General features: G+C 73.0%; 25 protein-coding genes. 10 read left to right on the forward strand and 15 right to left on the reverse strand.

What is annotated here, in order from left to right; genetic code table 11:
- Positions 1-110: 110 nt before the first annotated feature.
- The 7 genes from ACZ6PY_RS02265 to ku form a co-directional block, all read right to left on the reverse strand.
- Positions 111-1,124, reverse strand: a complete 1,014-nt coding sequence (locus ACZ6PY_RS02265) for an NADPH:quinone reductase (RefSeq protein ID WP_466068443.1) — start codon at positions 1,122-1,124, stop codon at positions 111-113.
- A 159-nt stretch (positions 1,125-1,283) separates the two neighbouring features.
- A complete protein-coding gene (locus tag ACZ6PY_RS02270; RefSeq protein WP_466068445.1) occupies positions 1,284-2,033 on the reverse strand; it encodes a MerR family transcriptional regulator in 750 nt (249 codons plus the stop codon).
- Positions 2,034-2,099: 66 nt separating this feature from the next.
- Positions 2,100-2,759, reverse strand: coding sequence for an HAD family hydrolase (locus ACZ6PY_RS02275; RefSeq protein WP_466068447.1), 660 nt, complete (start codon positions 2,757-2,759; stop codon positions 2,100-2,102).
- 27 nt (positions 2,760-2,786) lie between these two features.
- Positions 2,787-3,047 carry a YciI family protein gene (locus tag ACZ6PY_RS02280; RefSeq protein WP_466068449.1) on the reverse strand — a complete coding sequence of 87 codons (261 nt, stop codon included), beginning with the start codon at positions 3,045-3,047 and terminating at the stop codon, positions 2,787-2,789.
- Positions 3,048-3,072: 25 nt separating this feature from the next.
- Positions 3,073-3,930: an SCO6745 family protein gene (locus ACZ6PY_RS02285; protein ID WP_466069378.1), complete on the reverse strand. Its 858-nt coding sequence runs from the start codon at positions 3,928-3,930 to the stop codon at positions 3,073-3,075.
- Positions 3,931-4,069: 139 nt separating this feature from the next.
- On the reverse strand, positions 4,070-4,729 hold the full coding sequence (locus ACZ6PY_RS02290; protein WP_466068451.1) for an FKBP-type peptidyl-prolyl cis-trans isomerase: 660 nt from the start codon (positions 4,727-4,729) through the stop codon (positions 4,070-4,072).
- Between the two features lie 179 nt (positions 4,730-4,908).
- Positions 4,909-5,946 carry a non-homologous end joining protein Ku gene (ku, locus tag ACZ6PY_RS02295; RefSeq protein WP_466068453.1) on the reverse strand — a complete coding sequence of 346 codons (1,038 nt, stop codon included), beginning with the start codon at positions 5,944-5,946 and terminating at the stop codon, positions 4,909-4,911.
- 85 nt (positions 5,947-6,031) lie between these two features.
- Between ku and ligD (ACZ6PY_RS02300) the strand changes: the two genes are divergently transcribed.
- Positions 6,032-6,970 (forward strand): non-homologous end-joining DNA ligase, encoded by a 939-nt coding sequence (ligD, locus tag ACZ6PY_RS02300; protein WP_466068455.1) that lies wholly within the window; start codon positions 6,032-6,034, stop codon positions 6,968-6,970.
- Complete coding sequence (ligD, locus tag ACZ6PY_RS02305; protein ID WP_466068457.1) at positions 6,960-7,874, forward strand: non-homologous end-joining DNA ligase; 915 nt, start codon at positions 6,960-6,962, stop codon at positions 7,872-7,874. The genes ligD (ACZ6PY_RS02300) and ligD (ACZ6PY_RS02305) overlap by 11 nt, the downstream gene beginning before the upstream one ends.
- A 43-nt stretch (positions 7,875-7,917) precedes the next feature.
- Here ligD (ACZ6PY_RS02305) and ACZ6PY_RS02310 read toward each other — a convergent pair whose 3' ends face one another.
- From ACZ6PY_RS02310 to ACZ6PY_RS02325, 4 genes are all read right to left on the reverse strand, one after another.
- Positions 7,918-10,209 (reverse strand): esterase-like activity of phytase family protein, encoded by a 2,292-nt coding sequence (locus tag ACZ6PY_RS02310; protein WP_466068459.1) that lies wholly within the window; start codon positions 10,207-10,209, stop codon positions 7,918-7,920.
- Between the two features lie 59 nt (positions 10,210-10,268).
- A complete protein-coding gene (locus ACZ6PY_RS02315; RefSeq protein WP_466068461.1) occupies positions 10,269-11,270 on the reverse strand; it encodes a hypothetical protein in 1,002 nt (333 codons plus the stop codon).
- Positions 11,271-11,365: 95 nt separating this feature from the next.
- Complete coding sequence (locus ACZ6PY_RS02320; protein ID WP_466068463.1) at positions 11,366-11,860, reverse strand: cupin domain-containing protein; 495 nt, start codon at positions 11,858-11,860, stop codon at positions 11,366-11,368.
- Between the two features lie 28 nt (positions 11,861-11,888).
- Positions 11,889-12,257 carry a DUF4267 domain-containing protein gene (locus tag ACZ6PY_RS02325; RefSeq protein ID WP_466068465.1) on the reverse strand — a complete coding sequence of 123 codons (369 nt, stop codon included), beginning with the start codon at positions 12,255-12,257 and terminating at the stop codon, positions 11,889-11,891.
- Between the two features lie 87 nt (positions 12,258-12,344).
- Between ACZ6PY_RS02325 and ACZ6PY_RS02330 the strand changes: the two genes are divergently transcribed.
- From ACZ6PY_RS02330 to ACZ6PY_RS02345, 4 genes are all read left to right on the forward strand, one after another.
- Positions 12,345-12,923: a TetR/AcrR family transcriptional regulator gene (locus ACZ6PY_RS02330; protein WP_466068467.1), complete on the forward strand. Its 579-nt coding sequence runs from the start codon at positions 12,345-12,347 to the stop codon at positions 12,921-12,923.
- Positions 12,924-12,950: 27 nt separating this feature from the next.
- Positions 12,951-13,688, forward strand: coding sequence for a TIGR03089 family protein (locus tag ACZ6PY_RS02335; RefSeq protein WP_466068470.1), 738 nt, complete (start codon positions 12,951-12,953; stop codon positions 13,686-13,688).
- Positions 13,689-13,870: 182 nt separating this feature from the next.
- Complete coding sequence (locus tag ACZ6PY_RS02340) at positions 13,871-14,788, forward strand: alpha/beta fold hydrolase (RefSeq protein WP_466068472.1); 918 nt, start codon at positions 13,871-13,873, stop codon at positions 14,786-14,788.
- 138 nt (positions 14,789-14,926) lie between these two features.
- Positions 14,927-15,772, forward strand: coding sequence for a patatin-like phospholipase family protein (locus ACZ6PY_RS02345; protein ID WP_466068474.1), 846 nt, complete (start codon positions 14,927-14,929; stop codon positions 15,770-15,772).
- A gap of 79 nt (positions 15,773-15,851) precedes the next feature.
- On the opposite strand, the gene ACZ6PY_RS02350 is transcribed toward ACZ6PY_RS02345, so the two are convergent.
- Entirely contained in the window at positions 15,852-16,292 is a 441-nt protein-coding gene (locus ACZ6PY_RS02350) for a DUF1801 domain-containing protein (RefSeq protein WP_466068476.1), read from the reverse strand.
- Between the two features lie 161 nt (positions 16,293-16,453).
- Between ACZ6PY_RS02350 and ACZ6PY_RS02355 the strand changes: the two genes are divergently transcribed.
- Positions 16,454-17,317 (forward strand): GNAT family N-acetyltransferase, encoded by an 864-nt coding sequence (locus tag ACZ6PY_RS02355; RefSeq protein ID WP_466068478.1) that lies wholly within the window; start codon positions 16,454-16,456, stop codon positions 17,315-17,317.
- A gap of 351 nt (positions 17,318-17,668) precedes the next feature.
- Here the strand turns inward: ACZ6PY_RS02355 and ACZ6PY_RS02360 are convergent, their stop codons facing one another.
- Both ACZ6PY_RS02360 and ACZ6PY_RS02365 read right to left on the reverse strand, forming a co-directional pair.
- Positions 17,669-17,935, reverse strand: a complete 267-nt coding sequence (locus tag ACZ6PY_RS02360; protein WP_466068480.1) for a hypothetical protein — start codon at positions 17,933-17,935, stop codon at positions 17,669-17,671.
- Complete coding sequence (locus tag ACZ6PY_RS02365; protein WP_466068482.1) at positions 17,932-18,219, reverse strand: DivIVA domain-containing protein; 288 nt, start codon at positions 18,217-18,219, stop codon at positions 17,932-17,934. Before ACZ6PY_RS02365 ends, ACZ6PY_RS02360 begins: the two co-directional genes overlap by 4 nt.
- 349 nt (positions 18,220-18,568) lie before the next feature.
- Between ACZ6PY_RS02365 and ACZ6PY_RS02370 the strand changes: the two genes are divergently transcribed.
- Both ACZ6PY_RS02370 and ACZ6PY_RS02375 read left to right on the forward strand, forming a co-directional pair.
- Entirely contained in the window at positions 18,569-18,802 is a 234-nt protein-coding gene (locus ACZ6PY_RS02370; RefSeq protein ID WP_466068484.1) for a winged helix-turn-helix domain-containing protein, read from the forward strand.
- A gap of 308 nt (positions 18,803-19,110) precedes the next feature.
- The gene (locus ACZ6PY_RS02375; protein WP_466068486.1) at positions 19,111-20,241 is read left to right on the forward strand and encodes a DUF4236 domain-containing protein; all 1,131 of its coding nucleotides are present in this window, start codon (positions 19,111-19,113) and stop codon (positions 20,239-20,241) included.
- 52 nt (positions 20,242-20,293) lie between these two features.
- On the opposite strand, the gene ACZ6PY_RS02380 is transcribed toward ACZ6PY_RS02375, so the two are convergent.
- Positions 20,294-21,973: a DNA repair helicase XPB gene (locus ACZ6PY_RS02380; protein ID WP_466068488.1), complete on the reverse strand. Its 1,680-nt coding sequence runs from the start codon at positions 21,971-21,973 to the stop codon at positions 20,294-20,296.
- 174 nt (positions 21,974-22,147) lie between these two features.
- Here ACZ6PY_RS02380 and ACZ6PY_RS02385 point away from each other — a divergent pair, with 174 nt between their 5' ends.
- Positions 22,148-23,011, forward strand: a complete 864-nt coding sequence (locus ACZ6PY_RS02385; RefSeq protein WP_466068490.1) for a L,D-transpeptidase family protein — start codon at positions 22,148-22,150, stop codon at positions 23,009-23,011.
- The last annotated feature ends 52 nt before the right edge of the window (positions 23,012-23,063 follow it).

Consider the following 23,063-nt stretch of genomic DNA (forward strand, 5'->3'; position numbering starts at 1 on the left):
GGCGTTCGCACCGCGCCGGGGCCGCCCGCCCATGCGGGGTGACCCGCAATGTCATTCTCGCGAAACTTGTTCGTCTCTGTCCCGATGATGGCGAAATACGTTTCGCGTTCTCACGTGTCGCTGGTCGTGATCAGCACCTTGCCGACGACCGAGTTCTCCACCGCCTCGTGGGCCGCCCGGGCCGCCTCCAGCGTGTGGTGGTGCAGCGGCAGGCCCGCCTCCTCGCCCACCCGCACCGCGCCCTGGGCCACCGCCGCCGCGATGTCCGTCACCGCCTGCGCCTTGGCCGCCTTCGGTGCCGTGTAGATCAGCACGAACTGCCACCGGGCGTTCGGCATCATGAGCTGCCGGATCGGCAGCGTCACCTGCTCACCGCCGTCGTCCGCGTAGACGCAGACCGCGCCCCCGGTGCGCAGCACCTGCACGTCGGCGGCGGCGTTGCGGGCGGCGGAGACCTCCACGATCGTGTGCACCCCCTCGGGCGCGATCTTGCGGACCTCCTCGACCACGTCCTGCTCGCGGTAGTTGATGACGAAGCTGGCCCCGGCCGCCGCCGCGAGCTGCGCCTTCTCCGGGCTGCTCACCGTGGCGATCACGCAGGCGTCGGCCCAGCGGGCCAGCTGGATCGCCGCGTTCCCCACCGCGCCCGCCCCGCCCTGCACCAGCACCACGTGGTCGCTCAACGCGCCGGCGTGCAGCTTGTCCGGCATGAACTCGCCGGCCGTCAGGCAGCGGTGCGCGGTCATGAAGGGGATGCCCAGCGCCGCGCCCAGGTCGAACGAGGCCGAGCCGAGGCTCACGGCGTGCCGGACCGGCACCAGCGTGTACTCGCTCGCGGTGCCCCAGGGCCGCTGCCAGGCGGCCTCCCACAGCCACACCCGCTCGCCGACGAGGATCTGGTCGACGCCCTCACCGACCGCCTCGATCACCCCGGCGCCGTCCTGCCCCGGGATCTGCCAGCCCTGCGGCAGCGGCCAGGCGCGGCGGGCCTTCCAGTCGGTCGGGTTCACCCCGGCCACCGCCATCCGCACCAGCACCTCGCCGGGGCCCGGCTCCGGCACCGGCCGGTCCACCACCTGGAGCACCGAGGCGTCCCCGTTGCTCTCGTACACGATCGCCCTCATCGCCGTCCCTCCGCCGTCCTGCCGGCTGCGCTACCCGGACGCCTCGCGATCATTCCGATCGGGAGCGCCCCGGAAACCGTACAACCGGGCGGTCGGCGGACAACGGCCCTGTTGGTGGAACGCCATGGGTGCCGACCGCCGACACCCATGGCGTTCCCGTCAGCCGGCGGCCGCCGCGCGCTTCACGTACTCGATCAGCTCGGGGGAGGGACCGCCGTGCTGCTGGGCGATCTCCGCGCTGTTCTCCGCCTGCATCCGGTAGAGCGAGTCGCGCAGCCCCGGGTCCCCGCCGTGGAACGCTTCCAGCAGCTCCATCCAGCGCGCCGCCAGCGCCCGCACCCGCGGGTCCGCCGGGTCCGTCCCGGCGTCCAGTTCGGCCCGGACCCGGGCGATCAGCTCGGGCCACTCCGCCTCCACGCCGCGGATCGCGTCCTCGCCGAGCCGCTCCCGGCGCTGCGCCAACGCGGCCAACTGCTCCTCGGTGAAGTAGTTCCGCACGGTGTCGTCCACCCTGGTCACCTCCTCGATCAGCGCGAGCAGGTCGACGGACGGGGCGTCCCCGGCGGCGCGGACGGCAGGCACCAGCGCGCTCAGCCGGTCCCGCAGGCCGCCCAGCACCGCGAGCTGCCGTTCCACGTGCGCCAGGTGCTCGCCGAGCAGCTCGGCCAGCTCCGGCCCGCCGTTCCCACCACCGTCCAGCACCGTGCCGATGGTCTCCAGCGGCAGGCCCAGCTCGCGCAGCGCGACGATCCGGTACAGCCGGCCCACGTCCCGCTCGTCGTAGAGCCGGTGCCCCGACGAGGTCCGGCCGGACGGCCGCAGCAGCCCCACGTGGTCCCAGTGGTGCAGGGTCCGGACCGTCAGCCCGGTACGCCGGCACAGCTCACCGATCCGCCAGGTGGACGCCACGTCCCACTCCCTCTCGCGTCACCGCGCCCTGCGGCGACCTGGGCGACGCTATGACCTGACGTCGCGTCAGGTGCAAGCCGCGCGTTCCACCACCTCGGGGGTCAGCGCGTCGATCGAGGGCAGCAGCACCGCCGCCAGGGCTTCCGCGTCCGGATCGAGGGGGTAGGAGCCGTGCGGCACGGCCACCACCCGGCACCCGGCGGCGGCCGCCGAGCGGACCCCGTTCGAGGAGTCCTCCACCGCCACGCACCGGGACGGGTCGACGCCCAGCCGCGCCGCCACCGCCAGCCACACGTCCGGCGCGGGCTTGCCCCGGGCGGTCTCCTCGGTCGACAGGGTCGCGCCGAACGCGCCGGCCAGGCCGGTCGCGTCCAGCGCCGCCGCGATCAGCCGGGTGGGGGAGGAACTGGCCAGCCCGAGCGGCCACCGCGCGGCCGTGCGCCGCACCACCGCGTCGGCGTCGTCGATCAGGGGTACGCGCTGCGCGTACCGCCGGGTCATCTCCGCCACCACCTCGGTGGCGACCTGCTCGGGGCTGCGGTCGACGCCCAGCTCACCGCTGAGGTACGCGGCCCACTCGCCGGTGCTCATCCCCATGAGCCGGCGCTGGGTGTCCGGCTGCCAGGTGCCCCCGTGCGCGGCCACGTACGCCCGCCGGACCTCCTCCCAGACGGGCTCCGAGTCCACGATCACGCCGTCCAGGTCGAAGAGCACCGCGTCCACCACGTACCCATCCTGCCGGACGGCCCGGCGTCAGGTCAGGAACGGCGCCCACTCCCGGACCCGGGTGACCTCCACACCGGGGGTGGTGAAGTAGGCGTCGGCCGCGAGCAGGCGGTCCAGCTCCGGCCGGTCCGGCACGTCGAAGACGATCACGGCGCCGGAGTCGCCGGCCAGCGGGCCGGCCATCCGGACGATGCCCTTCTCGTGCAGCTCGGTGAGGAGCGCGCGGTGGGCGGGGCGGGCGGCGAGCCGCTCCGGAGCCTCGGTGAACGTAAGTTCCACGATCCACATGTCTGGCAGGCTACGCCGCCCGCGCTCAGCGGGCGGGGCTCGTCGCGTCCGTGCGGAGGCTGCGCTGCGCCGGCAGGCCGATCGGGGCCTGCGGCGGGATGATCGTGCGGCACCGGGTGGCGATCGGTTCGAGCAGCTCGCGCAGCCGGGCGGTGCGCTCCGCGCCCAGCGCCCGCCACGGCCCCAGGGCCGCCCGGTCGGTGGCCTCCTCGACGGCCCGGAAGGTCGCCGTGCCGTGCTCGGTCGGCCCCCGGTCAGCCGTCAGCCAGCCCGCCTCGACCAGCCGCTCCTCGGCGGCGGCCCACTCCTCGTCGGTCCAGCCCCGGGCCGGCTGGTGGAACTCGCGGGACTGGTCGACCCGGCACCGCCAGGCCACCACCTCCACCGGCGCCAGGCCGGTGCCGACCAGCGCCGCCACGTGCCCGTCGCCCCGGTGCTCGCGCAGCGTGGTGGCGGCCTGCCAGAGCCGGGCCAGCGGGTACTCGCCGCGCGGCAGCGCCGCGTTGACCGCGCCGAGCACCCGGCCGGCCGTCTCCACCCGCGAAGCCGCCTCCTCCAGCAGGTCGGCCGCCTCGACCAGGTGTGACTCGGGCAGCTCGTAGGTGAACTCGGCGAGCGCCTGCACGGCGCCGGTGAGCCGGGCGCGCAGCGCCTCCTCCGGGGTGGCCAGCCGCCACACCGAGGGCAGCGCCCGGGCCACCATCGACGGCGCGAAGCTGAAGAACGCGGCCACCACGGTCGGTGCGCCGACCGGCCCGAGCGGGGCGGCCCGCCCCGCGAAGTAGCCCCGCCAGTAGCCGCGCAACCCGACCGCCTCGTACGCCGAGCGGGCCCGGGGGTGGAAGTAGGTCACCGCGTGGACCGGCTCGAAGTGCGTCCACATCAGCCGGGCCAGCCCGGTGTCGTCCAGCGCCGCCACGTGCACCTCCGCGTCGTCGGGCGGGTCGCCGCGGGCGGGTGGACCGCCCGCGGTGACCATGAACCTACTGCCGCTGGGTGACCGGGCGGAAGCCTTCTGTGAGCTACTGCGCGGCGAGCACGTCCACGACGAAGCGCAGCGGCCCGGCCGGACGGCCACCCGATGCGTTCTTGCCGTAGGCCAGCTCGGCCGGGATGTCCAGCTGCACCCGGCTGCCGACCGGGACGCCCACCAGGCCCTGGTCCCAGCCCGGGATGACCTGCCCGACGCCGATCGGGAAGGTGGCCGGCTGGCCGTTGTTCCAGGAGGCGTCGAACTCCTTGCCGTCCTTGTAGAACACGCCCACGTAGTTCGTGGTGATCTGCTGGCCGGCCTTGACCGCCGGGCCCTTGCCCTTGATCAGGGTGGTGACGCCGAGCTTGGTCAGCTCGCCCTTGCCCGCCTCGACGGTCGGCTTGGTCTTCAGCGCCGGGTCGAGGTCGGCGGGAAGCTGCTGCTCCGGGGCGGCGGTGGGCTCGGCCGGAACCGTCGCGCTGGGCGTGGCGGACGTGCTCGCCGTCTTGTCGTCGTCGCCGTTGTTGAGCCAGACGATGCCGGCGATCAGGGCCGCGACGGCGATGACACCGGCGGCGGCGCCCAGCATCGACTGCCGGCGGCGCCTCGCCTCGGCGGCCTTCTTCGCCGCCAGCTGGGCGGCCAGTCGCCGCTCCGCCTTGGTGCCCGGGCTCTGGCCCGCCGACCGGTTCTCCACGCGCTCGCTCACGTCGACTCCCTGCTGGGTGGGTGGGTGCGCCTCCGACGGGCCGCCGCCGAGGCCAGCGCACACGGTACCCGCCCGGACGCCCGCGGTGCTCCCTCGGCCGGGTGGATCCCGGCACGCCGACCCGCAGGGAACAAGGGTGACGACCGGGACGGACCCGGAGGGGCCCTTCCTGGCCGGGGTCAGGCGGTCTTGCGGGGGGCGGCCTTCTTCTCGGCCGTCTTCTTGGCGGGTGCCTTCTTCGCCGGGGTCTTCTTGGCGGCGGTCTTCTTGGCCGGCTCGGCCTTCTTCTCCGCCGCCTTCTTGGCGGGCGCCTTCTTCGCCGTGGCCTTCTTCTCGGCCGCCTTCTTCGCCGGCGCCTTCGTGGCCTTGGCCGCCTTCTGCGCCGAGCGGGCCGCCGAGATCGGCGTCGGCTCGCCCGCGCCGCCCTCCGGCGCCTCGCCCCGGGCCGCCCGGGCCCGCTCGACCGACGCCTTCAGGGCGGCCATCAGGTCCACGGCGGCGGCCGGCGCGGCCTCTTCCTCCTCCGGTTGGACCACCTCGCGGCCCTCCACCTTCGCGTCGATGACCTCCTGCAACGCCGCCCGGTAGTCGTCGGTGAAGGCGTCCGGCTCGAACTCGCCGGCCATCGAGTCGATCAGCGAACTGGCCATCGCCAGCTCCGGCGGCCGTACCTTGAGGTCCTCGTCGAGGAAGCCGAAGTCGGGCTGGCGCACCTCGTCCGGCCACAGCATGGTGTTGAGCAGCAGCACGCCCTCGCGGACCCGCAGGGTGGCGAGCTGCTCGCGCTGGCGCAGCGCCACCTTCACGATCGCCACCCGCTCCGAGTCGGCGAGCGCGTCGCGCAGCAGCACGTACGGCTTGGTGGCCGAGCCCTCGGGCTCCAGGAAGTACGCCTTGTTGTAGAGGATCGGGTCGACCTGCTCGGCCGGCACGAACTCCAGCACGTCGATGGCGTGCGAGGTGGTCAGCGGCAGTTCGGCGAAGTCCTCGTCGGTGAGGATGACCATCTCGCCGCCGCCGATGTCGTAGCCCTTGGCGATGTCGTCGTAGGTCACCTCCTCGCCGCAGACCGAGCAGGTGCGCTTGTACCGGATGCGGCCGCCGTCCTCGCGGTGCACCTGATGGAAGCGGATGTCCTTCTCCTCGGTGGCCGAGTAGACCTTCACCCCGATCGACACCAGGCCGAACGACACCGCTCCCTTCCAGATCGCCCGCATGACGCGCTCCTCTCCCCGGTTCTGACCAGAATCGCAAATGATCGAACGGGACGCACGCGCTTCCGCACGCAACTACAGTCATGAGGTGCCCGGCGCGCCGTTGAAGCCGATGCTCGCGATGACCGGGCAGCTCCCGGCCGGTGACGGCTGGGCGTACGAGTTCAAGTGGGACGGGGTCCGCGCGCTCGCCGACATCAGCCGCGGCCACCAGCACCTGTACGCCCGCTCCGGCGTCGAGATCACCACCGCGTACCCCGAGCTGATCCCCCTGGCCGAGCAGGTCGACGACGCCCTGCTGGACGGCGAGGTGGTGCTGTTCACCGACGGCCAGCCCTCGTTCACCGCGCTCGCCGAGCGGATGCACGTCCGCAACGCGGCCAAGGCCGCCCGGCTCGCGGCAACCGTCCCCGTCACGTACATGATTTTCGACGTGCTCCGGCTGCGCGGCGCGGACCTGACCGGCCGGCCCTACCGGGAGCGGCGCGCCGCGCTGGAGTCCCTGGGGCTCGGTGCCGCCCGGTGGGCGGTGCCGCCGGTCTTCGCCGACGGGCCGGCCACCTACGCGGCGGCCGGCGAGCACGGCCTGGAGGGGGTGATGGCCAAGCGGGTCGACGCGGTCTACCGGCCGGGGGTGCGCTCGCCGGACTGGGTGAAGGTCAAGCTGGAGGTCACCGGCGACTTCGTGGTCGGCGGCTGGCGGCCCGGCGCGCGGAAGATCGGCGGCCTGCTGGTCGGGGTGCCCGGCCCGGACGGGCGGCTCGTCTACCGGGGCCGGGTGGGGGGCGGGATCGGCGCGGCGATCGAGCGTGAGCTGCTGCGCGAGCTGGAACCGCTGCGCGCCGCCGGGTCGCCGTTCCGCGGGGACGTGCCCCGGGAGGATGCCCGCGGCGCGATCTGGGTAAGTCCCCAGGTCGTGGTGGAGGTCAAGTACGGCCAGCGCACGCCGGACGGCCGGCTGCGCTTCCCCCGGATCCTGCGCCTGCGCCCGGACAAGCCTGCCGAGGAGGTCGACGATGCCAGCTGACCGCTTCAAGGTGGACGTGGAGGGCCGCTCGCTGGAGCTGTCCAACCTGGACAAGGTGCTCTACCCGAAGGCCGGCTTCACCAAGGGCGAGGTGATCGACTACTACACCCGGATCGCCCCGGTGCTGCTGCCGCACCTGCGCGACCGGGCGCTGACCCGGATCCGCTACCCCAACGGCGTCGACGGCGGCTCGTTCTTCGAGAAGAACGCGCCCGCCGCCACCCCCGACTGGGTACGCACCGAGAACCTGCCCGCCCCCGGGTCGAGCAAGGGGCGGGAGACCATCGACTACGTGGTCGCCGACGACCTGCCCACGCTGGTCTGGCTGGCCAACCTCGCCGCGCTGGAGCTGCACACGCCGCAGTGGAAGGTGGGCGAGCACCCGGACATGATGGTGGTCGACCTGGACCCGGGCGCCCCCGCGGCGCTGCGGCAGTGCTGCCAGGTGGCCCTGCTCATGCGGGACCGGCTCGCCGAGGACGGCATCGACTCGTACCCGAAGACGTCGGGGAAGAAGGGCATGCAGCTCTGCTGCCCGATCGCCGGGACGCAGGACGCCGACGACGTGTCCGCCTACGCGAAGCGGATCGCGCAGGAGCTGGAGAAGGCGCAGCCGAAGCAGGTCGTCTCGAAGATGGCGAAGAACCTGCGCCCCGGGAAGGTCTTCATCGACTGGAGCCAGAACAACGCGGCCAAGACGACGGTGGCGCCGTACTCGCTGCGCGCCCAGGACGTGCCGTCGGCGTCCACCCCGCTGACCTGGGACGAGGTCGAGGCGGGCGCGGCCGGCAAGCGGCCGTCGACGAAGCCGTACACGGCCACCGAGGTGCTGAAGCGGGTGGAGAAGCAGGGCGACCTGCTGGCCCCCCTCCTGGAGGGCGGCCCCGAGCTGCCGCTGCGCTGACCCGGCGCCCACCCCGGGCGGAGTGGACGCCGGGCCGCGCGGGTCAGCGGCGGCCGAAGACCTGCCGGCCGGTGCCGAGCCGCAGGAGCACCGTCTCGCCGGTGGCGTCCTGGACCGCGTCGTTGTCGGTGATCGCGTACACCTGGCCGTCGCCGGCCACGGTCAGGCCCTCCAGCTTCTCCTGGGTCCAGCCGTGCGTGGCGCGCAGCGCCGGCAGCACGTCGACCGCGAGGGTCTTCGGCAGCACGGGGAGCGTGCCGGGCGCGGCGGCCGCGTCGGGCAGCGGCACCGTGTAGACCCGCTTCAGGGCGGCGGCCGGGCCGTTCAGCTTGTCCCGCTCGATCACGGCGAGCCGGTCGCCGACCACGGTGATCTCGGAGAGCCCGATCCAGTCACCCGGAACGGTGGTGCCGTTCAGCCGGTAGCCGAACCAGCTCCAGGTGCCCGCCGCGACGTCGTACCGGCCCAGCCGGACGGTCCCGGCCGGGTCGGTGGACAGCTCACGCTGCACGGCCACCCAGACGATCTCCCGGCCGTGCCGGTCGGTGCTGGCCGTGACGCCTTCCAGGCCCTGCTTGCCCAGGCCGGCGGCCACCTCGGCGGGCAGCGGCACGACCTGCCGGGTCACCCCGGCCGCGTCCAGCCGGACCAGCTTGTTCTCCGGCCCCTTGGCGCCCTCGACGGCGAGCCAGAAGCCGCCCTGCGGGCGGGCGAAGATGCCCTCGGCGTCGTAGCCGACCGGCTGGCCGGCGGCGTCCCGGACCGGCAGCGCGGCGGTGACCACGGCCGGTGAGCGCTGGGCGTCGACGGTCAGGATCCGGGTCTGCGCGTACGCCGCGTCGGTGACGCTGTAGAGCTGGTGCGGCCTGCCGGGCACCGCGCTCAGCGCGCCGAGCGCGCCCCAGCCGATCGGCGCGCCATCCGCCCCGGTGGCGGAGACGACGCTCGGGAAGCCGGGTGTGCCCCGGCCCAGCCGGAAGAGCGAGACCGAGGCGCGCACGCCCACCGAGGCGTCGTCCTCCTCGCTGGAGACCGCGAGCAGCCCGCGGGACGGGATGGGCAGCAGCCCCTCCGGCCCGTTGGTGGTGGGCAGCACCTGCCGGAACACCGGCTTCGTGGGGTTGCTCAGGTCGTAGACGGCGACGAAGTTGCTCCGCTCCGACCCGACGAACGCGTAGCGGACACCGTCGTACTCGGCGACGGCCACGCCCTCCGGCTCGGTGCCCTTCTTGGCGGCCCGGTCCTCGTTGTGCAGCCCGTAGGTGACGGCGAGCCGCTCGAAGGTGTTGCCGGCGTCCCAGGCGACCGCGCCCGTGCGGCTGTCGAAGACCGACCAGCCGCGGGTGCCGCCCCGCCAGTCGCCCTCGTTGGCCGTCGCCAGGTAGCGGTCGTCGGTCCAGGCCACCGCGTCCGGCTCGCGCGGCACGTCGGTGATGCCGCCGGTCAGGTCGATGGTGCCGTCCTTGACCGTGTCGATCCCGCGCACCGTCGCGGTGCCCGCCGAGAAGACCTTGGTGATCCGCCCGGTGGGCAGGTCGACGAGGGCGACGCCGTTGTTCTCCTGGAGGGTCACGGCCAGCTGGTTGCGGCCGTTGATCGAGACGTACTCCGGCTCGGGGTCGGTGGGCGCGGCGAGCCCCGCCTGGACCAGGGCGGGCAACGCGGTGCCGCCCGGGCCGGTCAGCGGCACGGGCCGCAGCCGCCAGCCGGCCGGCGCCGCGCCGGTCAGGTCGACGATCTGCACGAAGCCGCCGGGAGCCTGGGGCAGGTCGCCCTCCTCGCCGCCGGGCGGGGTGGCCTCCTCGTCGCGCTCGTTCTCGATGGCGATCGCGGCGTAGCGGCGGTCCTTGCTGATGGCGATCGAGTCGGGCTGGCCGCCGAGGTCGAGGCTGCGGACCCGGGTACGGGTGGCCAGCTCGATCACGTCCAGCCGGCCGGACGGCTCGGTGTAGCTGCGGCTGGTGTTGACCACGACCAGCACGTACCGGCCGACCACGGCCACCGAGGTGGGCTCGTCCTCGGCGTCGCCGAGCTGGGCCAGGGAGAGGGTGCCGAGGCCGCGCGGCTGGTCGGCGCGGGAGATGTCGAGGAAGCCGATCCGGCGCGCCAGCGCGTCGGTGTAGATCAGGGTGCGGCCGTCCGGGCTGACCGCCGAGATCTCGGCGACGGTCGGTGCCGCGGGGTCCTCGCCGGCCGGGCGGTTCTGGAAGACCGGGTACGTGGCGACCCGGTCGAAGGCGACCGGCCCGCCCGGGTGGTGCCCGCCGGCCGACGCCGGGGTGCCGACGGCCAGGCCGGCGACCGCCACACCGGCGGCGATGAGTGCTCTTCTCACTGTCAAGGACTTCCTCCGTAGGTCGTGCCCCGACGGAGGCTGGCACCCGTGGAGGAGCATCAGCTTGCGGGCGCGTGAACACTGGACGAAGGCGCGCGCAGCCGCCACCGGGCGCCGCCGACCAGGGCAAGGACGATCACGCTGATCGCCACGTCACCCACCAGGGCCGCCGCCGGTGTCGCCGGGGCGTAGGTGGGCACGCCGTACGCGTACGCGGCCGCGACGAGCAGGCTGGCCGAGCCGGCGGCGAGCACGTGCCGCTGTCCCCAGCCGCGTCGGCGGGACCAGCGCACGAGCAGCACGGCGGCGGTGGCCGCCAGGGCCAGCGCGAGCGCGATGCCCGGCCAGCCCGGCAGCAGCCCCGCGCCGGCGTACGCGACGGCCACGACGAGCCCGACCCAGGCCGGACGCGGCGCGGGCGAGGTGGCCGGGCGGACGGGTTGCGGCCGGTGTCGCAGGGCGGCGGCGATCAGTGCCAGTGCGACCGCGGCGGCGAACGCCAGCTGTTCCGGGGCGGCCAGGAAGTTCTTCCGGCCGCCGTCGTCGGCGAAGACCAGCAGGCTGCCGCCCAGCCAGAGCAGCGCGACCACGGCCAGCCCCGGCCGGCCGAGCCACGGGCGCAGCCGGCGGTCCGCACCCAGGCAGGACTCGACGAGCGCGATCGGCCCGCAGATGCTCAACGCCACGTGGTTGCCCACGTAGTCGACCGCCTGTCGGGCGCTGAACCCGAGGCCGGGCACCATCGTCGCCTCGGCGGCACGCTGGGTGTCGGCGAACTCGGTGTCGTTCAGGAACTCCGGATTGAACAGCGACTGGTCGACCAGACCGGCCTGCACCACGCCGAACGCGGCGGCGAGCGCCACGATCCCGGGCCAGCCGAGGCCGAGCCGCCGGGCCGTCTCGCGGATCAGCAGGGCGGCGCCCCCGTACATCGGGGCGAGCACGAGGACCACGAACGGCATGCCGGCGAGCGTGAAGCCGCCCCAGGAGCACTCGGCGGCCCACGGGGCGAGCAGCAGGAGCGCGATGGCGGGCGCAAGGCGGCGGCGCTTGGCTGTCATGGCCGTACCGTGCCTGGTCGGCCCGGACCACCGAAACGGCCATCGGCCGACGGACCCGCGACCAAAGTCGACGGTCGCGGGTCCGGTCGTCGGTGTCAGCGGCGGGCGGCGTCCCAGGCGTCACTGCTCCGGAAGTACGTGTCGTAGAGCTCCTGCACCTCCAGCAGGCTCTCCGGCGGCACCTTGCCGTAGGCGATCCGCTCCAGGTGCCGGAAGTACTCGAACCGCTCGACGCCGGGGGTGATGACGATGAGGATGTCGGCGTTCTCGCCCGGGGCGGCGGCGAAGGCGTGCGCCACGCCGGGCGGCACGATCACCAGATCGCCACGCTCGGCGGTGACGACCTGCTCGCCGGAGAGCAGTTGCGCGGTGCCGTCGAGCAGGTAGAACAGCTCGGCCGAGTTGCCGTGGTGGTGGGGCCGGGCGCCGTCCGCGCCGTTGGTCAGGGTGACCCGCTGGGTGGAGAGCGCCCCGCCGGTGGCGCTGCTGTCGGCGAGCAGCCGGATCGTGGTGGGGGCGCGGCCCACCACCTCGGCGTCGGCGTCGCGGACGATGACGGACCGGTCGAAGTCGGGCGTGATCAGGGACATCGCGCTACTCCTGTCGTGGTGGTGTCGGTCAGAGGGCGAACAGCAGGACGGCGTTGAGCAGGACGACCACGGCGGTGGCGAAGTGGACGCCGAAGGCGACGGCCTTCCTGCCGTGGCGCAGCACGATGAGGGTGTCGCCCAGCGGGTTGATCGCGACGATCAGCATGTACCAGGCGACCGCCTCGGCGCTGGTGAAGGCGATCAGCGCGAGGCCGAGCAGGCCGTAGCTGAGGTCGCGCAGGCCCTTGATCGTGAGGTACGCGGGGTCCTCGTCCGGCTTGACCGGAACGCCGTAGCCGGCGGCCGAGGCGTGCGGCGCCAGGAGGAACCGGGCGCCGATGAGGACGCAGAAGAGGCTGAGGACGACGGCGAGCCCGTAGGCGATGGCGCTGAGCATGTCTGACTCCGATTGCTAGCAGTGCTAGATGTGAGAGCGACGCTAACAGAGCGCCGGCAGATTGGCTAGCGATGCTAGAGTTCCGTCATGTCGATTCAGGCGCGACGCGAGCGGGAGCGGGCGGAGCGGGAACGGGCGATCATCGCCGCCGCCCGGGAGCTGGCCGAGGCGGAGGGCTGGGACGCGGTCACCACCCGCCGGCTCGCCGCCGAGATCGAATACAGCCAGCCCGTCCTCTACAGCCACTTCAAGGGCAAGGACGCCATCATGGCGGCGGTCGCCGTGGAGGGCAGCGGCGAGCTGGCCGTCGAACTCGCCGCCGCCCGGGCCGCCGCCACCGACCCGCGGCAGGCGGTGGCCGGCATCGCCACGGCGTACGCCGAGTTCGCCGAACGCCGGCCCGCGCTCTACGACGCGATCTTCATCCTTCCCACCAGCCTGCCCTTCGCCAGCCAGGACGTGCCGGTCGAGCTGGCCCGGGCCTTCGCCGAGCTGGCCGAGACGCTGCGTCCCTTCGCCGGTGACGACGACCTGGAGGCGTTCACCGAGACCTTCTGGAGCGGGATGCACGGGCTGGTCACGCTGATGCGCACCGGCCGGCTGCGGCGGGAGCAGCACGAGCGGCGGCTGGCCCTCCTGGTCGACCGGTTCACCCGGCTAGGGTGAGCTGACCGCCAGGGAGGAGTGCATCCGATGGCCGACCACGCACCCGTCGCCGTCGCGACCGACGAGCCGCTGCTCAGCTACCTCGACGGCGCCACCGGCGAGCGCACCGACTTCACGGCGCAGCAGTTGGGCGCGTGGGCGGCCCGCAGCGCCGGGTTGCTCCGGGACGGCTGCGGGCTGCGCCCCGGTGACCGGGTCGCCGTGCTGCTGCCGCCGCACTGGCGTACCGCGGCCGTGCTCATCGGGGCCTGGTCGGTCGGGCTGGCGGTCTCGTTCCGGCCCCGGGCCCTGGCCGGGCTGGCGGTTCTCGAACCCGGCGCCGACCTGCCGTACGACGCCGTGTTCGTCACCCCGGAGCGCCTCGACGACTGGCTGGAGGACGTGCCCGAGGGGACGCACCGCTACCTCGTCGGCACCGGCCCCGGCCCGCTGTCCTCGGTGCCCCTCGGGTGGTTGGACTGGTCCGTCGAGGTGCTCCGGCACCCCGAGATCGCTCCCGACCTGGGCGCCCTTCGCCCGTCCGACCCGGCCAGCCCGGACGGCACCAGCTACGGCGAGTGGGGCGCGGTGGCCCGGGAGTACGCCCAGCAGCTCGACCTGCGCGCCGGCGACCGGCTTGTGGTCGACGTGGCCGAGCACGAGCAGCCGCTGAAGTGGCTGCTCGCTCCGCTCGCCGCCGGGGCGTCGGTGGTGCTCTGCGCCAACCTCGACCCGGCCGACCGGGACGCCCGCCTCAGCGGGGAGCGGGTCACCCGGGTGCTGTGACCTCGGCCGGATCCCGCAGGCGAGCGTCCGGCGGAGCGCGTCGCGTCGTCGCTGACCAGCGGGGAGGCCGATCCTAGCCATCCCGGGTCGCCGGGGCTCGCCTTCTCCCGGACCGCCTCCGGTGCCCTTCGCCGGGCCCTACCGTGCAGACGTCGGCGGGACGAGCACGAGGAGCGGCCGGGATGAACGCCAGCGGATCGTCAACGTTGTTCACCGACCTGCGGCAGGTCGACGCCGGCGTGCTGGACGTCGGGTACGTCGACGCCGGGCCGCCGGACGGTCCGGTCGTGCTCCTGCTGCACGGATGGCCGTACGACATCCACAGCTTCGCCGAGGTCGTCCCCCGGTTGACGGCGGCCGGCCACCGGGTGCTCGTGCCGCACCTGCGGGGGTACGGCACGACACGGTTCCGGTCGGCCGACACCATGCGCAACGGCCAGCCGGCGGCCCTGGCCCTCGACGCCGTGGCGTTCCTGGACGCCCTCGGGGTGCCCAAGGCGACCCTCGCCGGGTTCGACTGGGGCGCCCGCACGGCCGACATCATCGCGGCGCTGTGGCCGGAACGCTGCCAGGGCCTCGTCTCGGTGAGCGGCTACCTGATCGCCGGCCAGGAATCGGGGCGCGCGCCGCTCCCGCCCCAGGCCGAACTCTCCTGGTGGTACCAGTTCTACTTCGCCACCGACCGGGGCCGGGACGGGTACGCGAAGAACCTGGACAGCTTCGCCAGGCTGATCTGGCGGACGGCCTCCCCGAAGTGGACCTTCGACGACGAGACGTTCCACCGGAGCGCCGCCTCGCTGCACAACCCCGACCACGTCGACGTCGTCATCCACAACTACCGCTGGCGCCTGGGCCTGGCTGCCGGTGAGCCGCAGTACGACGAGGTGGAGGAGAAGCTGGCCGCCAACCCGAGCATCGGGGTCCCCACCATCACCCTCGAAGGCGACGCCAACGGCGCACCCCACCTCGACCCGTCCGTGTACGCCGGGCGCTTCTCCGGCCGGTACGAGCACCGGACGGTGAGTGGCGGCATCGGGCACAACCTGCCGCAGGAGGCCCCGCAGGCGTTCGCCGACGCGGTGCTGCAGGTCGCGACCTGACCCTCGCCCCGGTCAGCGTTGGCTGGCCCGGCCTTGTCCACCGGACCGTGCGTCGACCAGGCCCCCTCGATTCCCTGAGGCGTCCGTCACGGATCACGGGGATCCACCGTGCCCGCGCGCTGTGCAAGGCTGGTGATCATGACGAACGCGCTCGTACTCGCCGGTGGTGGCGTGGCCGGGATCGCCTGGGAGCTGGGCGTCCTCCGCGGCCTCGCCGACGCCGGCCCCGCCCTCGCCGACCGGATCCTCGCCGCCGACCTGGTCGTGGGCACCTCCGCCGGCTCCGCGGTCGCCGCCCAGATCACCAGCGGCGTTCCGCTCGACGACCTGTACGCGGCCCAGCTGCGCCCGGAGACCGCCGAGATCGAGGTCGACGTCGACACGGAGAAGCTCTTCGCGGACTACGCCGCCGTGCTCACCGGCGTGTCCGGGCCGCAGGAGGCCCGCCGCCGGTTCGGCGAGATCGCCCTCGCCGCGCGGACCGTCGACCCGGCCCTCCGGCTCGCCGCGATCGACGCCCGGCTCCCCGTGAAGCAGTGGCCCCACCGGCGCCTGCTGCTGCCCGCGGTCGACGCCGAGACCGGCGACGAGGTGATCTTCACCCGCGAGTCCGGCGTGTCCCTGCGCGACGCCGTGGCCGCGAGCTGCGCGGTGCCCGGCATCTGGCCGCCGGTCGCGATCGGCGGCCGCCGCTACGTCGACGGCGGAGTGCGCTCCATGACCAACGCCGACCTGGCCGCCGGCGCCGACCGCGTGCTGATCATCCAGCCGACCCTCGCGGGCGCGCCGCAGCCGTGGGGCGACCTCGACGCCGAGATCGCCGCGCTCGCCCCGGCCACCGTCCACGTGATCAGCGCCGACCAGGCGTCCGTCGACGCGTTCGGCACCAACGCGCTGTCACCGGCGACCCGCGCGGCGTCCGCCCGCGCCGGGCGGGCCGTCGGTGCCGTGCACGGCGCAACCGTCGCGGCGATCTGGAACTGAGGCGCTTGTTGCCGGAGGCGGGCACCACCTGTCGCAGGCGTTCGCCGACGCGCTGTGGCAGACCTGTTCCCGCCTCCGGTCAGCGTTGGCTGGCCCGGTCGACGCCCTTGTGCACCCGGACCGTGCGGTCGACCAGCTCGCGCAGGGCGCTCTCGTCGACGTCGTCGAGCCGCTTCAGGTAGAGGCAGCCCTTGCCGGTCTTGTGCGGGCCGAGCCGGGCCAGCACCGACGGGTAGCGCTCCTCGAACCCACCCACCAGGTAGACGACGAGCTGCTGCTTGCGCGGCGAGAAGCCGACCAGCGGCCAGTCGCCCGTGCGCCCGTTCTCGTAGGTGTAGCGGTAGCTGCCGAAGCCCACGATGCTCGGGCCCCACATGACCGGCGGCTCGCCGGTGACCTCGCGCAGCAGCGCGCAGAGGCGCTCGGCGTCGGCCCGGCGGCGGTCGTCGGGGACGGCCGCCAGGAAATCGTCGACGCTGGCGCCGGTCGGCACGGTCACCGGCTGCCTCGAGGTCGCCATGGGCTGATGCTCCCAGGCAGGTACGACAGCGCGCCGGATTGAATCTGGTTGACACCCGTCGCGGGTGCGGTGCCTACTGCCTGGCGGGCTTTGTCCCGCCGGCCGGGCGCTCCACCGACAGGGGCCCGCCGGTCGGTGGGCAGTTGACGACAGGGGTGGGAATGAACGGCACGGACGCGCTGACCTGGGAAGAGTTCGGCGAGGAACACCTCCCGGAGCTGACCCGGCTGGCCGAGGCGTGCCTGGCCGTCGACGGTGGGCTGCCGCTGTTCGCCCGTACCCCGTTGGTGCGGGCGCGGCTGCTCCAGACCCGTACCCTCGGTGCCTGGCACGACGGCGGCCTGGTCGCGGCCGTGGGTGTCGGTCTCGGCGGGCGGCCGGCCACCAGCACCGGGCTCGTGCATCCGAACTGGCGGGCGCGGGGCCTCGGCGGGCGGCTGCTGAGCTGGGCGGAGGAGCAGGCGGGCGACGCCGACCTGCTGGTGACCACCGAGTCGTGGAGCCCGGACGCGGACGCCCTGTTCACGGCGCGCGGCTACGCGCGGACGTTCACCGAGTGGGTGCAGCGGCACGACCTCGGCACGCTCCCGGAGGTCGCCCGGCCCGTCGACGTGACCACCGGGCCGGTGACGCTCGGGCCCGAGCTGTTCGAGACCTATCGGGCGTCGTTCGCCGACCGGCCCGGCTTCGCCTCGCCCACCGCCGAGGAGTGGCTGGGTGAGCTGGGGGAGGACGACGAGTACCGGCCGGACCTGTCGCTCATCGCGCGTGGTCCCGACGGTGCCGCCGTGGGCTTCGTCAACGTCATCGACAACTGGGTCGACCAGGTCGGTGTGGTCCCCGAGTGGCGGGGACGGCGGGTCGGGGCGTATCTGGTGGCCTGTGCGCTGCGGGGCCTGGCGTCCGATGGGGCGCGGGAGGTGTGGCTCTGCGTCAACGACAACAACCCGGCGGCCGGGCTGTACCGGCAGCTCGGGTTCCAGGACTTTGGCCGGCGGGCCCGCTACCTGCGCCGCCGTTCGTAGCCTGCCGTGAAGCCGACGCGCTCGGCCCTCGTGGAGGCCGAGCGCGCTGGCAGTGCCTGTCTTCACCGGACGGGTCGGTCCGGTGTGCCGGGCCTACTGGAAAAGGCGGCCGGGCCGGGTGGCCTTCGCCTTGGTGATCAGGGCGTCTCCCCGTTTACGGCGTACCTGGATGGTCTTTGTCGCCCTTTTGATCGGGGTGAGAATTCTGTCCTTCATCGCGTGCCTCTCTTCTCTCGTGCTCAGATCGGAGATGGCGCTCTCGCCGGCATGGCGCCTACCCGCCCTGCCTCCAGTCCGCGTACCCGCTGGGACCGTCGCCATTCGGTGCGCTGGCCGCGGCGTCGGGCGTGTTCAGCAGCGGGTGAGCCAGGGTGCGCGGCGCGCGCAGGGCGACGTGTGGTCGACCGGCAGGGCGCACCGGCCGCCGCCGGGCAGTGGACGGTCGCAGAAAACCCAGTGGCGTACGCACTGCTGGTCCTCGGGCGAGACGGTTACGCCGCCGGGCTCTACGCGGGCGCTGAGCTGGGCGAGCAGGCGGGCTGCGGTGCGGGCGAAGATCCGGGCGCGGTGCAGGTCGGGGGCGGTGACGGGGAGGTGGATCACCCAGCGGTCGGTCATCGGTAGAGGCGGTTCGCGGATTGGGTGCTCTGCCAGGAGCGCAGGGCGTTCTTGATGCGAACGTTCTCCTCCTGCACCGCGACCAGGGCGGTCTGGGCGACGGTGAGTTCGTCGGCGACCTGGTGGAGGAAGGTGCGGATCTCGACGGGGTCGAGGCCGCGTCGGCGGACGTTGAAGCAGCGTTCGCGGATCTGCCAGGGGCGGAGCGGCTGGCTCCGGTTGGCTTGTGCGACTGGTTGTCTCTCGTCGCGTCGGCCCGCCAGCCGACGGATCAGGTTGCGCATGGGGGACCGCCCTTCGTCGGGTCGCGTCGAAGTGTGGTGGGGCGGCCTCCGCCGGTTGCGGTCGGCGGAGGCCGCCCTGCCCTGCGGCCTGTTTCGGGTACGGCAGCAGGCGCCTTGCGTTCAGCGTTGGGGTGCTGGCACAGCCGACGAGCGAAGGCAGCCGTGCCAGCGAAGGTGGATGCCCAACCGGGAGGGCCGGTTGCCTACCAGGCGATCCAGTGCCGGGCTTCCGAGGAACAACATACAATGCAAAGCATGCAAAGAACAAGAGCCGAACATGCTAAGCACGCGAAGTCTTGGCTGCCGAGGTGGCGGCGTGGGAGGATCTTGGGGCCTACCAGGAGTTGCCATGCCCCGAATCCCAGACCGTCAGCGCATCGCTCAGGACATCCGCGACAAGATCAGCTCGGGCGAGTACGGCCCGGGGTTCAAGCTGCCTTCTCTGCGCGAGATGTCCGCGCAATACGGCGTCTCCGCCGAGCCGGTCCGATCTGCCCTTCTAATCCTTCAGGCAGAAGGGCTGATCGAAGGTCATCAAGGTAAGGGCGTATACGTAGCTGGGGATCAACCAGGATCCGACTAGGAGTATGCCGTCGGGTACGGCGGGACGTTGCTGCCTGCAGGGCCCAGCCGTCGCGCTCCACCCACGGTTCTCACACCGGCCGCCCGGTCACCAGCCAACGCCGACACCAATCGTGGCTGGGAGCTGGTCACCACACTCAGACCCGAGTGCGGCGGCCATGTGGTGGGAAGTCTGGCCAAAGGGCCGGCAGTTGATGGTCCTTCGGTCCTGGCCGCGGTGGGCGCACCGGCCGCCACGGCGCCGACACGTCGACCTGACCTGGACGACTGGTTGAGCAGGGTCTTGAGCGCCGGACTTACGGTCGGCAGGTGGGGTTCTCCATCAAGCTGGCACCCGGGGTCCGTGTCCGCGCCTCGTCGCGCGGGATCCGCACGAGTCTGGGACCGCGAGCTGCCAGGGTTCATCTCGGGGGCGGCCGCACCGGATTCTCCACCGGTGTCGGCCCGGTCGGCTTCTACACCTCCCTCGGCGGAGGCCGCGGCCGTAGCCGATCCGGCGGCCGCGCTACTTCAGCGGCGGCCTATCAGCGGCAGCTCGCGGTGCAGCAGCGCCATGCCGCCCAGATGCAGCGGGCGGAGGAGGCCCAGCACCTGGCGCAGGCGTTCCTGCGCATTCTCGACCTGCACCGGGTGGATTTCTCTGCCGCCACCCGACCGGTCGCGCCGGAGCCCGCGGCGCCAGACAGAGCCAGCATCTACCGGCACTACGAACAGCACGCCCTGGCCGGAGTCGGGTTCTTCGAGCGGACCAAACGGGCGCAGGCCAAACAGCGCGCCGCGCAGTGGACCGACGCCGAGGTGCAACGGCAATGGAGGGCCCTGCTTGAGCAGAAGGCCAGCTGGCAGCGATACCTCGACCAGCGGTGGCAGCAGCTGTGCAGCAACGACCCGGATGTCGTCCTGGAAACGCTCGAAGAAGCGTTCGAAGACAACGAGGCAGCCAGTGCCGCCGTCGGCGTCACCGACCACGAGGTTGCCCTCGTGGTGCTCGTCCCCACGATCGACCAGGTCGTGCCCGAGCGCATGCCCACCACCACCCAGGCCGGCAACCTGTCGCTACGCAAGCTGCCCCAGCGCGACCGCGCCGCCTACTACAAGCAGTTCGTCTGCGGCCAGGTCCTTGTCACCCTGCGGGAAGCCTTCGCCGTCGCACCCGGCATCGGCTCAGCGCGAGTGGCCGTGCTGCGCCACGAAGGCCCGGACAGCTATGGCAGACCCCTGGTGTCGTGCATTCTCGCCACCGAGATCCATCGTGCATCGCTGGCCGGCGTGCGATGGGCGGAAGCCGACGCTGCCTCCATCATCAACGACACCAGCAGCGAACTGCTGCTCAACCCGCGAGCGCGAACCGGCGAACTGCTACCCCTGAACCTCGCCAGTGAGGCCGCAATCAGGGACCTCATCAACGCCGTTGACCTAGCCGAACTGACTGATCGCTGAGCAAGATGCTGCCCTTCGCCCGTCGGGTTGGAACCCCGACAGCGGAAGCGGATCAGTCGAACGAAGGCAGCGACGGCCCGAGGACGTCGTCGGCGTCCACGATGGTGTACGCGTACCCCTGCTCGGCGAGGAACCGCTGCCGGTGTGCCGCGTACTCCGTATCGATCGTGTCCCGGGACACCACCGTGTAGAAGTGCGCCTGCCGTCCGTCCGCCTTGGGCCGCAGCACCCGCCCCAACCGCTGCGCCTCCTCCTGCCGCGACCCGAAGGTCCCCGACACCTGGATGGCGACGGCGGCCTCCGGCAGGTCGATGGAGAAGTTCCCGACCTTGGAGATGACAAGCGTCTTCACCTCACCGGACCGGAACGCGTCGAACAATCGCTCCCGCTCCTTGTTGGTGGTCGACCCCTGCACGATGGGCGCGTCCAGGTACTCCCCGAGCTGGTGCAACTGGTCGATGTAGCCCCCGATGACGAGCACCTGCTCGTCCGGGTGCCGGTCCACGAGCGCCCGCACCACCGGCAACTTCGTCCGGGCGGTGGCCGCCATCCGGTAGCGCTCCTCGGCCTCGGCCGTCGCGTACGCCATCCGCTCGGCGTCGGTCAGGGTCACCCGGACCTCGGTGCACTCGGCCGGGGCGATCCAGCCCTGCTGCTCGATGTCCTTCCACGGCGCGTCGTACCGCTTCGGGCCGATCAGGCTGAACACGTCGCCCTCGCGGCCGTCCTCGCGTACCAATGTCGCCGTGAGACCGAGCCGGCGGCGGGCCTGGAGGTCCGCGGTGAAGCGGAAGATCGGCGCGGGCAGCAGGTGCACCTCGTCGTAGACGACCAGGCCCCAGTCGCGGGCGCCGAACAGGTCGAGGTGGGTGAACGCGCCGCCGCGCCGCGAGGTGAGCACCTGGTACGTGGCGATGGTGACCGGGCGGATCTCCTTGCGCTCGCCCGAGTACTCGCCGATCTCGTCCTCGGTGAGCGACGTGCGGGCGATCAGCTCGCGCTTCCACTGCCGGCCGGCCACCGTGTTGGTGACCAGGATCAGCGTGGTGGCCTTCGCCTCGGCCATGGCCGCCGCGCCGACGAGGGTCTTGCCGGCGCCGCAGGGGAGCACCACCACGCCGGAGCCGCCGGCCCAGAACGCCTCGACGGCCTCCCGCTGGTACGACCGCAGGGTCCACGGCTTGCCCCCGTCCTTGCCGGCCTCGGCCAGCTCGATCGGGTGCGCCTCGCCGTCCACGTAGCCGGCCAGGTCCTCGGCGGGCCAGCCGAGCTTGAGCAGCGCCTGCTTGAGCCGGCCGCGCTCGGAGGGGTGCACCTGGATGGTGTCGTCGTCCAGCTTCGGGCCCAGCATGCCGGCGAGCTTCTTGCTCTTGGCCACCTCGATGAGCACCAGCCGGTCCAGCGCGCGGAGCACCAGGCCGTGGGCCGGGTCGTTGGCGAGCTGGAGCCGGCCGTAGCGGTCCATCGTCTCGGCCACGTCGACCAGCAGCGCGTGCGGCACCGGGTAGCGGGAGTACTTGATCAGCGCGTCCACCACGGCCTCGGCGTCGTGGCCGGCGGCGCGGGCGTTCCACAGCCCCAGCGGGGTGAGCCGGTAGGTGTGCACGTGCTCGGGGGAGCGCTCCAGTTCGGCGAAGGGCGCGATGGCCATCCGGCACGCCTGGGCGTCGGGGTGGTCGATCTCCAGCAGCAGGGTCTTGTCCGACTGCACGATCAGTGGTCCACCGCTCACGCCAGCGTCCTCTCCTTGAGCCGGAAATTCTCGCCCGCACGGCGGCTGACCTGCCGAAGGCGGACCATCCAGTGTTGCACGCCGACCGGTGTCCGGAAAAAGTCTCGCCGGACAGGCAACGGGACACCCCTCCCGCACGTCTAGCAAGCGGGACAACTGTCCAGGGGAGGGCCCATGAAGCGTGTCCGTTTCGCCGCCCGGGCCGTCGGCCTGGCAGCGGTCGTGCTGGTCGGCGTCGGTGCGTGCGCGCACGATCCGCAGGGCGACGGGTCCGGGGCCGCCGCTCCGCAGCCCGTCGGCGTGACGGAGGAGGCATCGGGGGCGAGCGCGCCGCCCGCGCCGGAGCAGCCGACCGCGTCCCCGTCGGCGCCGCCGAGCCGGACGGCCACGCCGAAGCCCAGCCGCACCACGCCGAAGCCGACCACCCCGAAGCCGGCGAAGCCCGCCGGGTGCCCGCAGGGGGAGCAGCAGAAGGCCGTGGAGACGTACCTGAGCCGGCTGGGCGGTTTCGGGACGCTGAGCGTGGACGGTAAGCAGTCGGCCGCCGACTGCGCCGCGATCAAGAAGTTCCAGACCCGGTACGGGATCAGCCCCGCCTCCGGTCGCGCCGGCCCCACCACGTACGACGTGGCGAAGCGGCTGGCCAGCACCGACACGGGGCGCTGCCGCGCCGGCTCCGGCACCACCTTCTGCGTCGACCTCACCCGGCAGACCGTCTGGGCGATGCGCGGCGGCAAGGTGGTCATGGGCCCGACGGTGACCCGCACCGGCATGGCCGGCTACGCCACCCCGTCCGGCACCTACTCCGTCGGCGGGAAGAACATGCGCGAGTGGTCCAACCCGTACGAGGTGTGGCTGCCCTACTGGCAGCGGTTCAACGGCGGGATCGGGTTCCACGAGACCACGACCTACCTGCACAACTCCTCGATCGGCTCGCACGGCTGCGTGAACCTGCTGCACCGCGACGCCGTGCGGCTCTGGGAGCTGGGCTCGGTCGGCACCCGGGTGGTCGTCTTCGGCCGCCGGCCCGGCACCTGATACCCGACCGGGCGTGACCTCCCGCCCGGATCAGGGTTTTATCCCCTGTCCG

Source organism: Micromonospora sp. NPDC048907, assembly GCF_055586885.1.

Bases quoted from the DNA above. Each gene is read 5' to 3' on its own strand.
- ACZ6PY_RS02265 (WP_466068443.1), bottom strand. From the start codon at position 1,124: ATGAGGGCGATCGTGTACGAGAGCAACGGGGACGCCTCGGTGCTCCAG.
- ACZ6PY_RS02280 (WP_466068449.1), bottom strand. From the start codon at position 3,047: ATGTGGATCGTGGAACTTACGTTCACCGAGGCTCCGGAGCGGCTCGCC.
- ACZ6PY_RS02285 (WP_466069378.1), bottom strand. From the start codon at position 3,930: ATGTGGACGCACTTCGAGCCGGTCCACGCGGTGACCTACTTCCACCCC.
- ku (WP_466068453.1), bottom strand. From the start codon at position 5,946: ATGCGGGCGATCTGGAAGGGAGCGGTGTCGTTCGGCCTGGTGTCGATC.
- ligD (WP_466068457.1), top strand. From the start codon at position 6,960: ATGCCAGCTGACCGCTTCAAGGTGGACGTGGAGGGCCGCTCGCTGGAG.
- ACZ6PY_RS02315 (WP_466068461.1), bottom strand. From the start codon at position 11,270: ATGACAGCCAAGCGCCGCCGCCTTGCGCCCGCCATCGCGCTCCTGCTG.
- ACZ6PY_RS02320 (WP_466068463.1), bottom strand. From the start codon at position 11,860: ATGTCCCTGATCACGCCCGACTTCGACCGGTCCGTCATCGTCCGCGAC.
- ACZ6PY_RS02325 (WP_466068465.1), bottom strand. From the start codon at position 12,257: ATGCTCAGCGCCATCGCCTACGGGCTCGCCGTCGTCCTCAGCCTCTTC.
- ACZ6PY_RS02330 (WP_466068467.1), top strand. From the start codon at position 12,345: ATGTCGATTCAGGCGCGACGCGAGCGGGAGCGGGCGGAGCGGGAACGG.
- ACZ6PY_RS02335 (WP_466068470.1), top strand. From the start codon at position 12,951: ATGGCCGACCACGCACCCGTCGCCGTCGCGACCGACGAGCCGCTGCTC.
- ACZ6PY_RS02340 (WP_466068472.1), top strand. From the start codon at position 13,871: ATGAACGCCAGCGGATCGTCAACGTTGTTCACCGACCTGCGGCAGGTC.
- ACZ6PY_RS02345 (WP_466068474.1), top strand. From the start codon at position 14,927: ATGACGAACGCGCTCGTACTCGCCGGTGGTGGCGTGGCCGGGATCGCC.
- ACZ6PY_RS02350 (WP_466068476.1), bottom strand. From the start codon at position 16,292: ATGGCGACCTCGAGGCAGCCGGTGACCGTGCCGACCGGCGCCAGCGTC.
- ACZ6PY_RS02355 (WP_466068478.1), top strand. From the start codon at position 16,454: ATGAACGGCACGGACGCGCTGACCTGGGAAGAGTTCGGCGAGGAACAC.
- ACZ6PY_RS02360 (WP_466068480.1), bottom strand. From the start codon at position 17,935: ATGACCGACCGCTGGGTGATCCACCTCCCCGTCACCGCCCCCGACCTG.
- ACZ6PY_RS02365 (WP_466068482.1), bottom strand. From the start codon at position 18,219: ATGCGCAACCTGATCCGTCGGCTGGCGGGCCGACGCGACGAGAGACAA.
- ACZ6PY_RS02370 (WP_466068484.1), top strand. From the start codon at position 18,569: ATGCCCCGAATCCCAGACCGTCAGCGCATCGCTCAGGACATCCGCGAC.
- ACZ6PY_RS02385 (WP_466068490.1), top strand. From the start codon at position 22,148: ATGAAGCGTGTCCGTTTCGCCGCCCGGGCCGTCGGCCTGGCAGCGGTC.